General features: G+C 67.5%; 12 protein-coding genes. 11 read left to right on the forward strand and 1 reads right to left on the reverse strand.

Annotated elements, in window-relative coordinates:
• Positions 1–4 precede the first annotated feature (4 nt).
• Positions 5–1,840 carry a sulfatase-like hydrolase/transferase gene (locus KRX52_RS02305; protein WP_217679537.1) on the reverse strand — a complete coding sequence of 612 codons (1,836 nt, stop codon included), beginning with the start codon at positions 1,838–1,840 and terminating at the stop codon, positions 5–7.
• Between the two features lie 368 nt (positions 1,841–2,208).
• Here KRX52_RS02305 and KRX52_RS02310 point away from each other — a divergent pair, with 368 nt between their 5' ends.
• The 11 genes from KRX52_RS02310 (at position 2,209) to KRX52_RS02360 (ending at position 13,774) form a co-directional block, all read left to right on the forward strand.
• Positions 2,209–2,880, forward strand: coding sequence for a phenylalanine--tRNA ligase beta subunit-related protein (locus KRX52_RS02310; RefSeq protein ID WP_217679538.1), 672 nt, complete (start codon positions 2,209–2,211; stop codon positions 2,878–2,880).
• Between the two features lie 105 nt (positions 2,881–2,985).
• Positions 2,986–3,915 (forward strand): pca operon transcription factor PcaQ, encoded by a 930-nt coding sequence (pcaQ, locus tag KRX52_RS02315; RefSeq protein WP_217679539.1) that lies wholly within the window; start codon positions 2,986–2,988, stop codon positions 3,913–3,915.
• A gap of 123 nt (positions 3,916–4,038) precedes the next feature.
• Positions 4,039–4,758 carry a protocatechuate 3,4-dioxygenase subunit beta gene (pcaH, locus tag KRX52_RS02320; RefSeq protein ID WP_217679540.1) on the forward strand — a complete coding sequence of 240 codons (720 nt, stop codon included), beginning with the start codon at positions 4,039–4,041 and terminating at the stop codon, positions 4,756–4,758.
• Positions 4,759–4,772: 14 nt separating this feature from the next.
• Positions 4,773–5,363: a protocatechuate 3,4-dioxygenase subunit alpha gene (pcaG, locus tag KRX52_RS02325; RefSeq protein WP_217679541.1), complete on the forward strand. Its 591-nt coding sequence runs from the start codon at positions 4,773–4,775 to the stop codon at positions 5,361–5,363.
• 141 nt (positions 5,364–5,504) lie between these two features.
• Positions 5,505–6,590: a cell division protein ZapE gene (gene zapE / locus KRX52_RS02330; RefSeq protein WP_217679542.1), complete on the forward strand. Its 1,086-nt coding sequence runs from the start codon at positions 5,505–5,507 to the stop codon at positions 6,588–6,590.
• Positions 6,591–6,631: 41 nt separating this feature from the next.
• The gene (locus tag KRX52_RS02335; RefSeq protein ID WP_217679543.1) at positions 6,632–7,471 is read left to right on the forward strand and encodes an IclR family transcriptional regulator; all 840 of its coding nucleotides are present in this window, start codon (positions 6,632–6,634) and stop codon (positions 7,469–7,471) included.
• A gap of 305 nt (positions 7,472–7,776) precedes the next feature.
• Complete coding sequence (gene pcaK, locus KRX52_RS02340) at positions 7,777–9,168, forward strand: 4-hydroxybenzoate transporter PcaK (protein ID WP_217679544.1); 1,392 nt, start codon at positions 7,777–7,779, stop codon at positions 9,166–9,168.
• A 217-nt stretch (positions 9,169–9,385) separates the two neighbouring features.
• A complete protein-coding gene (locus KRX52_RS02345) occupies positions 9,386–10,243 on the forward strand; it encodes a CoA transferase subunit A (RefSeq protein WP_217679545.1) in 858 nt (285 codons plus the stop codon).
• Complete coding sequence (locus KRX52_RS02350) at positions 10,243–11,025, forward strand: CoA-transferase subunit beta (RefSeq protein WP_254797338.1); 783 nt, start codon at positions 10,243–10,245, stop codon at positions 11,023–11,025. The genes KRX52_RS02345 and KRX52_RS02350 overlap by 1 nt, the downstream gene beginning before the upstream one ends.
• The gene (gene pcaF, locus KRX52_RS02355; RefSeq protein ID WP_217679547.1) at positions 11,022–12,227 is read left to right on the forward strand and encodes a 3-oxoadipyl-CoA thiolase; all 1,206 of its coding nucleotides are present in this window, start codon (positions 11,022–11,024) and stop codon (positions 12,225–12,227) included. The genes KRX52_RS02350 and pcaF overlap by 4 nt, the downstream gene beginning before the upstream one ends.
• A 194-nt stretch (positions 12,228–12,421) precedes the next feature.
• Complete coding sequence (locus KRX52_RS02360) at positions 12,422–13,774, forward strand: 3-carboxy-cis,cis-muconate cycloisomerase (protein WP_217679548.1); 1,353 nt, start codon at positions 12,422–12,424, stop codon at positions 13,772–13,774.
• Positions 13,775–13,782: the final 8 nt, after the last annotated feature.

A 13,782-nucleotide genomic window follows, 5' to 3' on the forward strand; every position in this document is an offset into this window, starting at 1 on the left:
ATCCTCAGTGCGCCAGGAAGCGGCGCAGGCTGCTCATCTCTGCCTGGATCATCGGCAGCTTGGCCTGCAGTACCGAGGTGCGGTCACTCACTTCGCTGTCGTTGGCGCGGCTGATGCCCATGCTGGTGAAGCTGCCGCTGCTGAACGGCAGTACCAGCTTGTACTCCTCGCCGAGGAAGGCCAGGCGATCCCAGTCGCCAGCCAGCAGGAAGCGCTTGGACTGCGGATCGAACAGGCTGCGGCCGACCGCATAGTCCTGACTCGGGTTCTGCACGCCGAGCAGCGGCAGCAGGGTCGGCAGGATATCGGTGTGGCTGGTGCGCAGGCTTTCCTGATGCGCCGCGCGGCCGGGAATCCACAGCACCAGCGGCACGCGCACCTGCTCGTCGACGAAGGTGGAGTTGTGGCCCCAGCGGCCCTTTTCCATGAACTCCTCGCCATGGTCGCCGGTGATCACCACGATGGTGTTGTCCAGCAGGCCGTTCTTCTCCAGATGCTCGGTGACGCGCGCCAGCTGGCTGTCGAGGTGGTGCACGGCGTTCTGGTAGCGCTTGTGGATGCCGCCGATGTCGCGCTTGAGGTCCATGCTGGCGTAGCTGAAGTCGGGCAGGTAGTCCGGCTCGATCACCGATTCCGGCGGGAAGTTGTAGTTGGCGTGCGGCGACTCGAAGAACAGGAAGGTCATGAACGGCTTGGCCGGGTCACGCTGGTCGATGAAGTCGAGCAGCCCCGTCACATTGCGGCGGTCGCGCTCCCAGGCGGCGCCATTCTCGTCCTCGACCATCTGCTCGCGCGGGACTTTGACGAACAGGGTCTTGTCGAACTCCGGATAGCTGAAGCGCGCGCTGGTGAACAGCTTGATCTGGTACTTCTGCTGCTGCAGGACGTCGATCAGTGGGCTGCCGACGCGGGCGTCGAGCACCGGGAACCACAGGTTGGCCGGCAGGCTGTAGAACTGGCTGAACATGCCGATGCGCGTGCCATTGCCGCCGGAGTAGTGGCTGACGAAGTGCTGGGCGCGTTGGGCGAAGGCGGAGGTCTGCGGCATGACGCGCGGGTTGAGGCTGTCGGCGCGCCAGGATTCGGACACCAGCCAGACGATGTTCAGCGGCTTGGCCGGCGCCTCGATGCGTAGCGGCGCCTGCGGGTAGCGCAGCTTGCCGTCGAGCTTGGCGCTGGCCACTTCCATGCGCTGCGGGCGCTCCAGACCGAACTGCTTCTCCAGCACCCGGCGCATGGTCAACGGCTGGTAGAAAGGCACGCGCTGGGCACTTTCCAGCAGCGGGCTGTAACCGTAGAAGTGGCTGACGCCATAGCTCACACGCTCGCCGAGGGTGAGCACGGCGAACAGCGGCAGCACCCACGCCAGGCGTGGTGCCGGCAGACGAAGGCGAGCGGCGCCGTGGGCCAGCAGGCGCAGGCCACCTTGGAGGGCGAACAGCGCGGCGGCGAGCAGGGCGACATCACGTTCGGTGGACGCCGAGGAACCCAGTGCCGCGATGCCGCCCGGCGTGGTGAGGATGTTCCACACGAAGCCGTTAAGGTGGAAACCGTACAGTTGCCACAGCAGGTGGTCGCCATACAGGGCCAGCTGCACGCCGCCGGCCAGCAGCACCGACAGCACGGCGCCGGTCTTGGCCGCGAAGCGACCGACCAGGCGACTGACGGCCCAGATCGGGGCGATGAACAGCAGGGCATAGCTGCCGATCAGCACAACCTGATACAAGGCCAGCAACGGCTCGGACGCGAGGTCGAAGAAGCGGCCCAGGTGCAGGGCGACGGCCAGCCAGGTGAACAGCCAATAGAAGGCGTCGGCGCGACGCGGTGCAGCAGACGGCATGGGTAATCCTTGCGTTGAACTTCTTGTTGATAAGACCTGCGGATTGCGGGCGTGTTTGCGGGCCATGATCGGCCATGAAACTAGTGCGGCAAGCTTAAAGCATCCTTAACCGTGCAGCTAACGTGGCAGGCCGCTCACGTGGCACCAGCCGTCGCGAACGGGTAGCCATTGCGACGCTTGCTGCATTTTGTCGCATCGCTGTGCGCGATTCGGAACCATGGCGTGTGCCGGGGCACTGATTTTCAAGGAAAAAATATATGGCACGCATCGTGCTTGCGTCTTAGAACAGATGCTGCCGCTCGTCACGGCCGACCAGGGTAGGGCCGATAAGTGTCGTCACAGCGCCAGTCCTCAACGGAGCATGTACCATGCTGATTCCAGTTTTCCGACTCGATACCCCCGCCGATCTGGGTCTCAAGGCCATCGCCTTCACCCTGCACGGGCTGAACAACCGGACTCCCTCGGCCTGGTTGCAGCGCCGCCTGTTCGAGCTGCGTGCCGACTTCGATGCCGAGCGCAGCCTGACCCGACAGCAGGGCTTCACCGCCCTGCGCCGGCCGGGCGCCTTGCCGCCCTCGCCGCAGGCGCTGCTCGAGCTGTACCAGGCTCGTGGCCGGCTGCCCAGCGTGTCGCCGCTGATCGACCTGGCCAGCCAGTGGTCGCTGAACAGCGGCCTGTCCATCTCGGCCCACGACCTCAAGCACCTGCGCCTGCCGGTGACCCTGGGCATGAGCCGCGGCGGCGAACGCTTCCAGATGCGCCACAATCTTCCCCCAGTGATCCTGCCGGCCGGCGAGTACGTCTATTTCGACGGTCGCGGCCAGGTGCTGAGCCGCATGGAGTCCCTGCAGTCCGCAGCCACGGCGGTGCATGCCGACACTCGTTCGGCGCTGCTGATCATCCAGGGCCACGCGCAGACCGACAGCGACGAGCTGTATGCGGTGGCCGAAGGGCTCAAGGCCGATCTGCAGGAATACTGCTGCGCCAGTCTGCTCAGGCCGCCGCAGGCGCCGTTCGCGCGTCTCGCCATGGGGCACTAGCGGCAGCGCAAGGGCAGGGCGGCGCAAAATTCGCGGCGCGGGCTTTGGCCGGGCGCCGGTCTGTGCCACAGTCGTCCTCCATAGCCTGCCCAGCCCCTCGCGCCGATGAACATCGATAACCGCATCAAGTTCCGCCATCTCACCTGCTTTCTCGAGATCGCCCGCCAGCGCAGCTTCGCCAAGGCTGCCGACAGCCTGGCGGTCAGCCAGCCGGCGATCTCCAAGACCCTCAAGGAACTCGAGGAAATCCTCGGCCACCCGCTGTTCGAGCGCGGCAAGGGCGGCGTGCTGCTGACCGCCGCTGGCGAGACCTTCCTGCGCTATGCCGGCCCCTGCGTGCAGGCCCTGCGCGACGGGGTGAGCGTGGTGCGCGGCAGCGAACTGCAGGGCGGTGAGGTGCGCGTCGGTGCGCTGTCGACGGTGGAAAGCCGGCTGCTGCCCGAGACCATCGCCCGCCTGCACGCCCGTCACGGCGCGCTGGTGGTCCAGGTCGCCGGCGGCTCCAGCGCCCAGCTGCTGGCCCAGCTCAAGGTCGGCGAGCTGGATCTGGTGGTCGGCCGGATGACCGACAGCCCGGAGATCCAGGGGCTGATCTTCGAGCACCTGTACAGCGAGTCGATGACTCTGGTAGTGCGCGCCGGCCATCCGCTGCTGGCGCTGGGCGAGGGCGCGCTGGCGCAGCTGGCCGACTATCCGCTGGTGCTGCCGCCGGCCGGCACCACCATCCGCAAGTACGCCGACAGCCTGTTCGTGCAGTGGGGCATCCCGCTGGCGGCGCAGCGCCTGGAAACCCTGTCGATCGCCCTCGGCCGGCGCTACGTGCTGGACAGCGACGCAATCTGGGTGGCGCCGCAGGACGCGGTGCGCCACGACCTGGCCGGCGGCGTGCTCGCCGAGCTGGCGCTGGGCATCCGCGAACCGGGCGGCTCCATCGGCATCTGCTACAACGGCGCGCGGCCGCTGCCGCTGGCGGCGCAGTGGTTCTGCACGGTGCTGCGCGAGGTGGCTGCCGAGCGCGCCACGGACGAAGCGTAGCGACCTATTCATAACCATTTGGTTATGGACTGCACGGTACAATTCAATTTCCTCACGGCGGGGATCGGGGCAGACTGAACTCACTCAAATCCGCTCCGACAACTCCAACAAGAGGAACGCAGCATGAACGACGCGGAAAACACTCGGTTCGTCACCCGTGACCGGAACTGGCAGCCGAAGGCCTACACCCCCGACTACAAGACCTCCGTGCCGCGCTCGCCGCGCCAGGCGCTGGTCAGTATCCCGCAGTCGGTTTCCGAAACCACCGGTCCGGACTTCTCCCACCTGAAGCTCGGCAAATACGACAACGACCTGCTGCTCAACTTCAACAACGGCGGTCTGCCGGTGGGCGAGCGCATCATCATGTTCGGTCGCGTCGTCGACCAGTACGGCCAGCCGATCCCGCACACCCTGGTGGAGATGTGGCAGGCCAACGCCGGCGGCCGCTACCGTCACAAGAACGACCGCTACCTGGCGCCGCTCGACCCCAACTTCGGCGGTGTCGGCCGCACCCTGACCGACGCCAACGGCAACTACTACTTCCGCACCATCAAGCCGGGTCCGTACCCGTGGCGCAACGGTCCGAACGAATGGCGTCCGTCGCACATCCACGTGTCGATCAGCGGCCCGTCGATCTCCACCAAGCTGATCACCCAGATGTACTTCGAGGGCGATCCGCTGATTCCGAAGTGCCCGATCGTCCGCACCCTCGCCAATCCGGACGCCGTGCAGACCCTGATCGGTCGCCTGGACATGAGCATGGGCACGCCCATGGACAGCCTGGCCTACCGCTTCGACATCGTCCTGCGCGGCCAGCGCAAGACCCACTTCGAGAATCAGTGAGAGAGGAGCCGACCATGAACTTTGAATTGCTGCCGGAAACCCCTTCGCAGACTGCCGGCCCCTACGTACACATCGGCCTGGCCCTGGCGGCCGCCGGCAACCCGACCCGTGACCAGGAAATCTGGAACGAGATGGCCAAACCGGGCGCCCCGGGCGAGCACATCCTCCTGATCGGCCGCGTGTTCGACGGCAACGGCCACCTGGTGCGCGACTCCTTCCTGGAGTTGTGGCAGGCCAACCACGAAGGCGCGTACGACTGCGCCTACGACCTGGAGAAGCCGTTCAACGGTTTCGGCCGTACCGCCACCACCTTCGACGCCGGCGAGTGGACGCTGAAGACCGTCAAGCCGGGCGCGGTGGGCAAGCAGGCGCCGCACATCAACGTGTCGCTGTTCGCCCGCGGGATCAACATCCAGTTGCAGACGCGCATCTACTTCGAGGACGAAGTGGAAGCCAACGCCGCCGACCCGGTGCTGAACCTGGTGGAAGCGGTGGAACGTCGGCAGACCCTGGTGGCGACCCGTTGCGAGGTGGACGGCAAGCTGGCCTACCGCTTCGACATCCGCATCCAGGGTGAAGGCGAGACGGTGTTCTTCGACTTCTGAGCAAGCTTCCGGCGTCGTGCTGCGGGCGTGGCGTAATGCGCCTGCATGCCGCGCCGGAATCTCTGCACGGCTATCTGCGTTAACCAGAACCCGCGATGCCCGGCATCGCGGGTTTGCCACGTTGAGGATTCGATTCACCCCATGCCCGCCAGCAATGTCGCCGCCAGTATCTCCGCCACCCTGCACCAGCGCTTCGCCGCACAGCTGGCCGAACGCGGCCTGATTGCCGACCCCGCCCAGCAGGCCGCCTTTACCCGTCTGGCCGAGTGGCTGCAGCGCCAGCTCGGAGTGCGCCGTGGCTGGCTGCGCCGGCACAGCGGCGGGGTCTACCTGTGGGGTGGCGTCGGCCGCGGCAAGAGTCTGCTGCTCGACTGCTTCTTTGCTGCCGCGCCGCTGGAAGCCAAGCGCCGCGTGCATTTCCACGCCTTCCTGCAGGACGTGCAGCAGCGCCTGCTGCGCTTCGTCGGCCAACCCGATCCGCTGGCGCTGGTCGCCCGCGAGCTGGCCGGCGAGGTGCGCCTGCTGTGCTTCGACGAGTTCCACGTGCACGACATCGGCGACGCCATCCTGCTCGGCCGCCTGCTCCAGTACCTGCTGCACGAACAGGTCGGCGTCGTGCTCACCTCCAACTATCCGCCTGCTGGACTGTGCCCGAACCCGCTCTATCACGAGCGTTTCCAGCCGTTCATCCACCTGCTGCAGCAGCGCCTCACCGTGCTCGAACTGGATGGCGGCCGCGACTACCGGCCACTCAGCGAGCGCGACTGGGGCCGCTACTGCTGGCCTACGCCGGCTGCCGATACGCATCTGGCCGAGGCACTGGGGCTGACGCCGGACGGGGCAGGGCAGCTACTGGCGGTCAACCGTCTGCGCCTGCAACCCTTGGCGCGCAGCCAGGACACCCTGTGGCTGACCTTCGCCGCGTTGTTCGAGGTGCCCAGCGCCACCGCCGACTACCTGTGGCTGTGCCAGCATTTCGCATGCCTGGCGATCAGCGCCATTCCGCCGCTGGACCAGCGCTCGCTGGACGTCCAGCAGCGCTTTCTCAACTTCGTCGACATCGCCTACGACAGCGGCGTGCAGCTGCTGCTCGGCAGCGCCGTCAGCCTCGACCAGCTGTGCGTGGCCCGCGCCCAGACCGACTTCGCGCGCACCCGCAGCCGCCTGGCGCAGCTGCGCCAGATCTCTCTGGCGGAGCATTGCGATTATCGGTCTGTGGTTCGATAATCGGCGAATTCAGCCCCGACCCATCGCGCAGAGGAAGCCCCATGAGCGAGTCCGAAACCCTTCCCGCCAGCCTGGCGCCGCCTCAGCCGATGCTGGCTGCCGAGCACATCAAGGCGTTCAGTGGCGACCCGAACTTCATGTCCTCGCTGGCGCGCGGCCTGGCGGTGATCAATGCCTTCCAGGAGCGCAAACGCCACCTGACCATCGCCCAGATCAGCCACCGCACCGGCATCCCGCGCGCTGCGGTGCAGCGCTGCCTGTACACCCTGATGCAGCTCGGCTACGTCACCACCGACGGGCGCACCTATGCGCTGCTGCCCAAGGTGCTGACCCTGGGCCATGCCTACCTGTCGTCCACGCCGCTGGCGGTGTCGGCGCAGCCGTTCCTCGACCGCATCAGCGAGCAGCTGCACGAGGCCTGCAACCTGGCCACCCTGGAAGGCGACGAGGTGCTCTACATCGCCCGTTCGGCGATTCCGCAGCGGCTGATCTCGGTCGACCTCAGCGTCGGCAGCCGCCTGCCGGCCTACTGCACCTCCATGGGTCGCATCCTCCTCGCCGGGCTGGACGACGACAACCTGCGCGCCTACCTGGCCCGCGCCGACCTCAAGCCGCGCACCAGCCGCACCCTGCATACCCCCGAAGCGCTGTGGGAATGCCTGATGCAGGTGCGCGAGCAGGGCTGGTGCATCGTCGATCAGGAGCTGGAGCAGAGCCTGCGCTCGGTGGCCGTGCCGGTGCGTGACGCCAGCGGCAAGGTGCTGGCCGCGATGAACGTCAGCACCCACGCCGGACGGGTCAGCCGCCAGGAGCTGGAGACGCGCTTCCTGCCGGTGCTGCTGAGCGGCAGCAAGGAGCTGAGCGCGCAGCTATGGCGCTGAGAAGTTCGGCCATCGGGCGACAATTGGTTCGATAGTCGAACAAATTGTCGATCATCGGATTGAGCTGCCATTCGGGTCTCCGTAGTGTCTGGGCAGCCGCGCGATCGCTCGCGCGGCCAATGATAATAATGAGGGTCGGACATGACCCGAGACCGGGAGCGGTGACCAAGCACCATGCCGCTCGATGCCACGGTTGCGTGGTCGCCTGGCGCGACCCTCATTCCTGTCCAGTTCGTGTTCTCCCTCGGCAGTGGCTGCGCAGAGCGGCCCGCCTGCGGTGGGGAACCTCCTCAGGAATCCAAGGAATGACCAGCCCAACTCGCGTGCCAACTGCTGGCACCCTCGACGTACAGTCCTTCATCAATGCCCAGCCGATTTCCGCCTACCAGTGGCGCATCGTGCTGTTGTGCTTCCTGATCGTCTTCATCGACGGCATCGACACCTCCGCCATGGGCTTCATCGCTCCGGCCCTCACCCAGGACTGGGGCATCGACCGTTCCACCCTGGGCCCGGTGATGAGCGCCGCGCTGATCGGCATGGTGATCGGCGCGCTCGGTTCCGGCCCCCTGGCCGACCGCTACGGGCGCAAGGTGGTGCTGGTGACCTCGGTGTTCCTGTTCGGTGCGTTCAGCCTGGCTTCGTCGTTCTGCACCAACATCGAACAGCTGGTGGCGTTGCGTCTGCTGACCGGTATCGGCCTGGGCGCGGTGATGCCCAATGCCACCACGCTGCTCTCCGAATACACCCCGGAGCGCAAGAAGTCGCTGCTGGTGACCAGCATGTTCTGTGGCTTCAACCTCGGCATGGCCTGCGGCGGCTTCATTTCGGCGGCGATGATCCCGGCGTTCGGCTGGCGGAGCCTGCTGGTGCTCGGCGGCGTGCTGCCGCTGGTGCTGGGCCTGATCCTGATCGTCTGGCTGCCCGAGTCGGCCCGCTATCTGCTGGTACGCAATCGCGGCATGGAGAAGGTGCGCCGCGCGCTGGCGCCGATCGGTCGTGACGCAGTGGCGCAGGCTAAGGACTTCAGCGTGCCCGAGCTGAAAACCGTGGAAACCCGCAGCGCCCTGGCCGTGGTGTTCTCCGGCGCGTTTCGCGCCGGCACCCTGCTGCTGTGGCTGACCTACTTCATGGGCCTGGTGATCATCTACCTGCTCTCCAGCTGGCTGCCGACCCTGCTGCGCGATGGTGGTGCCAGCCTGGAACAGTCGGCGGTGATCGGCTCGCTGTTCCAGTTCGGCGGCGTGCTCAGTTCGGTGTTCGTCGGCTGGGCGATGGATCGCTACAACCCGCACAAGGTCATCGGCGCGTTCTACCTGCTGGCCGGCATAGCCACCTACCTGGTCGGCCAGAGCTTCGGCAATACCATGCTGCTGGCCACGCTGATCCTGCTGGCAGGGATGTGCATGAACGGTGCGCAATCGGCGATGCCCTCGCTGGCCGCGCGGTTCTACCCGACCCAGGGCCGCGCCACCGGGGTGTCCTGGATGCTCGGCATCGGTCGCTTCGGCGCCATCACCGGAGCCTGGTTCGGCGCCACCCTGCTGGGCTTCGGCTGGACCTTCACCCAGGTGCTGACCGCCTTGCTGGTGCCGGCGCTGATCGCCGCCGTGGCCATCGTGATCAAGGGGCTGGTCAGTCACGCCGACGCTGAGCGGGCGCCATCCTATGGTGGTCGCGAACTTCCTGCTGCCCAGTGACGTAATCCTCTTCCGCCAGCCCGCCGTCACCCCTGTTTCCGCGGGGTGGCGGACGTCCCGTTGGGGGCATGACCCCCTGTATGTTGGTAGTCATAAATGTTCGATAGTCGAACACATTGTCGATTATCGGATTGTCCGCTCCGGCTCGCTTCCTTACTGTTGACTCACTGGCCGGCGCATGGCGCCGGGCAACGTCAACCGAGCAAGAGCACAACCAATGGCCGAAATCCTCACCCTGCGCGAAGCCGTCCAGCGCTTCGTCAACGACGGCGACACCGTTGCCCTCGAAGGCTTCACCCACCTGATTCCGACCGCCGCGGGTCACGAGATCATCCGTCAGGGCAAGAAAGACCTGACCCTGGTGCGCATGACCCCCGACCTGATCTACGACCAGCTGATCGGTGCCGGTTGCGCGAAGAAGCTGATCTTCTCCTGGGGCGGCAACCCGGGCGTTGGTTCGCTGCACCGCCTGCGCGATGCGGTGGAGAAGCAGTGGCCGCACGCTCTGGAAATCGAGGAACACAGCCACGCCGACCTGGCCAACGCCTACGTTGCCGGTGCTTCCGGCCTGCCGTTCGCCGTGCTGCGCGGCTATGCCGGCTCCGACCTGCCCAAGGTCAACCCGATGATCAAGTTCATCAACTGCCCGTTCACCGGCGAGCAGCTGGCTGCCGTACCGAGCGTGCGTCCGGACGTCACCGTGATCCACGCGCAGAAGGCCGACCGCAAGGGCAACGTGCTGGTGCAGGGCATCCTCGGCGTGCAGAAGGAAGCCGTGCTGGCCGCCAAGCGTGCCATCGTCACCGTCGAAGAGATCGTCGACGACCTCAACGCGCCGATGAACGCCTGCGTGCTGCCGACCTGGGCACTTTCCGCGGTCTGCGTGGTGCCGGGCGGTGCCCATCCGTCCTACGCCCACGGCTACTACGAGCGTGACAACCGCTTCTACCAGGCCTGGGACCCGATTGCGCGTGGCCGCGAGTCCTTCACCGCCTGGATCGATACCTACATCCGCGGTACCGCCGACTTTACCGAATTCAAGGCCAAGCTGGCCGCGCAGCAGGAGGCCAAGTGATGAGCTACACCACCAATGAAATGATGACCGTGGCTGCCGCCCGCCGCCTGAAGAATGGCGCGGTGTGCTTCGTCGGCATCGGCCTGCCGTCCAAGGCGGCCAACCTGGCGCGCCTGACTTCCTCCCCGGACGTGGTGCTGATCTACGAATCGGGCCCGATCGGCGCCAAGCCGACCGTGCTGCCGCTGTCCATCGGCGACGGCGAACTGGCCGAGACCGCGGACACCGTGGTGCCCACCGGCGAGATCTTCCGCTACTGGCTGCAGGGTGGGCGCATCGACGTCGGCTTCCTCGGCGCGGCGCAGGTCGACAAGTTCGGCAACATCAACACCACCGTGGTCGGCGATTACTTCGCGCCGAAAGTGCGCCTGCCCGGCGCCGGTGGCGCCCCGGAAATCGCCGGCAGCGCCAAGGAAGTGCTGATCATCCTCAAGCAGGGTCATCGCAGCTTCGTCGACAAGCTCGACTTCATCACCTCGGTCGGCTTCGGCGAGGGCGGCGACCACCGCAAGCAGCTCGGTCTGCCGGGCAAGGGCCCGGTCGGCATCATCACCGACCTGTGCATCATGGAGCCGGAAGCCGGCACCAACGAGTTCATCGTCACCGCCCTGCACCCGGGCGTGACCCGCGAGCAGGTGATCGAGAACACCGGCTGGGCGATCCGCTTCGCCGACAACGTGACTGTCACCCCGGAGCCGACCGCCGTCGAGCTGGACGCCCTGCGCGCCCTGGAAGCCCGCACTGCCGCCGCCCACGGTGGTCAGGTCGGGGGTGACGCATGAGCCGCGACGTCTACATCTGCGACGCCGTGCGCACGCCCATCGGCCGCTTCGGCGGCGCGCTGGCCGCGGTGCGCGCCGACGACCTGGGCGCGATTCCGCTGAAGGCCCTGCTCGAGCGCAACCCGCAGCTCGACCCGGCGGCCATCGACGACGTGTTCTACGGCTGCGCCAACCAGGCCGGCGAGGACAACCGCAACGTGGCGCGCATGTCGCTGCTGCTGGCCGGCCTGCCGCCGAGCGTGCCGGGCGTGACCCTCAACCGCCTGTGCGCCTCGGGCATGGACGCGGTGGGCAGCGCCTTCCGCGCCATCGCCAGCGGCGAGATGGAGCTGGCCATCGCCGGCGGCGTCGAGTCGATGAGCCGCGCGCCCTATGTGATGGGCAAGGCCGACAGCGCCTTCGGCCGCAGCCAGAAAATCGAAGACACCACCATGGGCTGGCGCTTCATCAACCCGTTGCTCAAGGCCCAGTACGGCGTCGAGGCCATGCCGCAGACCGCCGACAACGTGGCCGAGGACTACGGCATCTCGCGTGCCGACCAGGACGCCTTCGCCCTGCGCAGCCAGCAGCGCGCCGGTCGCGCCCAGGCCGACGGCTTCTACGCCGAGGAAATCGTCCCGGTAGTTATCAAGGGCAAGAAGGGCGACACCGTGGTGGCCAGCGACGAGCATCCGCGTCCGGACACCACTCCCGAAGCCCTGGCCAAGCTCAAGCCGGTCAACGGCGAGGGCAAGACCGTCACCGCCGGCAACGCCTCGGGCATCAACGACGGCGCCGCCGCGATGATCCTGGCTTCCGCCGAGGCAGTGGCCAAGTACGGCCTCAAGCCGCGCGCCAAGGTGCTCGGCATGGCCGCCGCCGGCGTCGCGCCGCGCGTGATGGGCATCGGCCCGGTGCCGGCCGTGCAGAAGCTGTGCGAGCGCCTGAACCTGGCGGTCGCCGACTTCGACGTGATCGAGCTGAACGAAGCCTTCGCCGCTCAGGGCCTGGCCTGCATGCGCGAGCTGGGCATCGCCGATGACGACGCGCGGGTCAACCCGAACGGCGGCGCCATCGCCCTCGGCCACCCGCTGGGCATGAGCGGCGCGCGCCTGGTGCTGACCGCCCTGCACCAGCTGGAGAAGTCCGGCGGCAAGCTGGGTCTGGCCACCATGTGCATCGGTGTCGGCCAGGGGCTGGCGCTGGCCATCGAGCGCGTTTAAAGGCCAAAGCGGAGTAGTGGTGTGGCGTAGGTTGGACAACGGCGCAGCCTTGTCCACCATGACTGTGGCGGTGGAAAACGCTGACGCGGTTTTCCACCCTACGGTTGTGCGGCACCGCCGACTCCGCGCTGGACCCCGCCGCACCGCACTGCCAACCTAGGCTGTAACGTACCCGCTTCCAGGATGAAACCGTCTTGAGCAACCAACTGTTCGATGCCTACTTCACCAGCGCGCCGATGCGCGCGGTGTTCAGCGACCGCGGTCGGCTGCAGGGCATGCTCGATTTCGAGGCCGCGCTGGCGCGCGCCGAGGCGGCGGTCGGGTTGATCCCGGCTTCCGCCGTGGCGCCCATCGCCGCTGCCTGCCGTGCCGAAGCCTATGACGTCGAAGCGCTGGCCATCGCCATCGCCAGCGCCGGCAATTCGGCGATCCCGCTGGTCAAGGCTCTCGGCCGGCAGATCGCCGCCGTGGATGCCGAGGCCGAGCGCTACGTCCACCTCGGCGCCACCAGTCAGGACGCCATGGACAGTGGCCTGGTCCTGCAACTGCGCGCCGCCGTCGCCCTGTTCGAAACCGAGCTGGCCCAGCTGGCCGAGGATCTCGCCGCCCAGGCCGAGCGCCACGCCGCCACGCCGCTGGCTGGTCGCACCTGGCTGCAGCACGCCACCCCGGTGACCCTCGGCATGAAGCTCGCCGGCCTGCTCGGCGCGGTCACCCGCCAGCGCCAGCGTCTGGCCGAATTGAAGCCGCGTCTCCTGGTCCTGCAGTTCGGCGGCGCCGCCGGCACCTTGGCCGCCCTTGGCGAGCACGCCCTGCCGGTGTCCGAGGCGCTGGCCCGCGAACTGGACCTGACCCTGCCCGAGCAGCCCTGGCACACCCAGCGCGACCGTCTGGTCGAGTTCGCCGGCTGGCTCGGCCTGCTCGCCGGCACCCTCGGCAAGCTCGGCCGCGACCTGTCTCTGCTGATGCAGACCGACGTCGGCGAGGCGTTCGAGCCGTCCGCGCCGGGCAAGGGCGGTTCCTCGACCATGCCGCACAAGCGCAACCCGGTCGGCGCCGCTGTGCTGATCGGCGCCGCCACCCGCGCGCCGGGGCTGGTCGCCACCATGCTGTCGGCCATGCCCCAGGAGCACGAGCGCAGCCTCGGCCTCTGGCATGCCGAGTGGGAAACCCTGCCCGAGCTGTGCTGCCTGCTGTCCGGCGCACTGCAACAGGCGCGCCTGCTGCTGCCGGGGCTGGAAGTGGATGCCGCGCGCATGCGCGCCAACCTCGACCTGACCCGCGGCCTGGTGCTGGCCGAGGCGGTGAGCATCGCCCTGGCCCAGCGCATAGGTCGCGAGCGCGCCCACCACCTGGTCGAGCAGTGCTGCCGCCAGGCGGTCAACGAAAGCCGCCACCTGCGCGACGTGCTCGGCGCCAACGCCGAAGTCAGCGCCGAGCTGTCCGCCGCCGAACTGGATCGCCTGCTCGATCCTGCCCATTACCTTGGCCTGGCGCAGAGCTGGGTCGCCCGTGCCGTGGCCGAACATCGCGCCACCCACTGCTGAGGAGTCTT

This window comes from Geopseudomonas aromaticivorans (assembly GCF_019097855.1).
GTDB lineage: Bacteria > Pseudomonadota > Gammaproteobacteria > Pseudomonadales > Pseudomonadaceae > Geopseudomonas > Geopseudomonas aromaticivorans.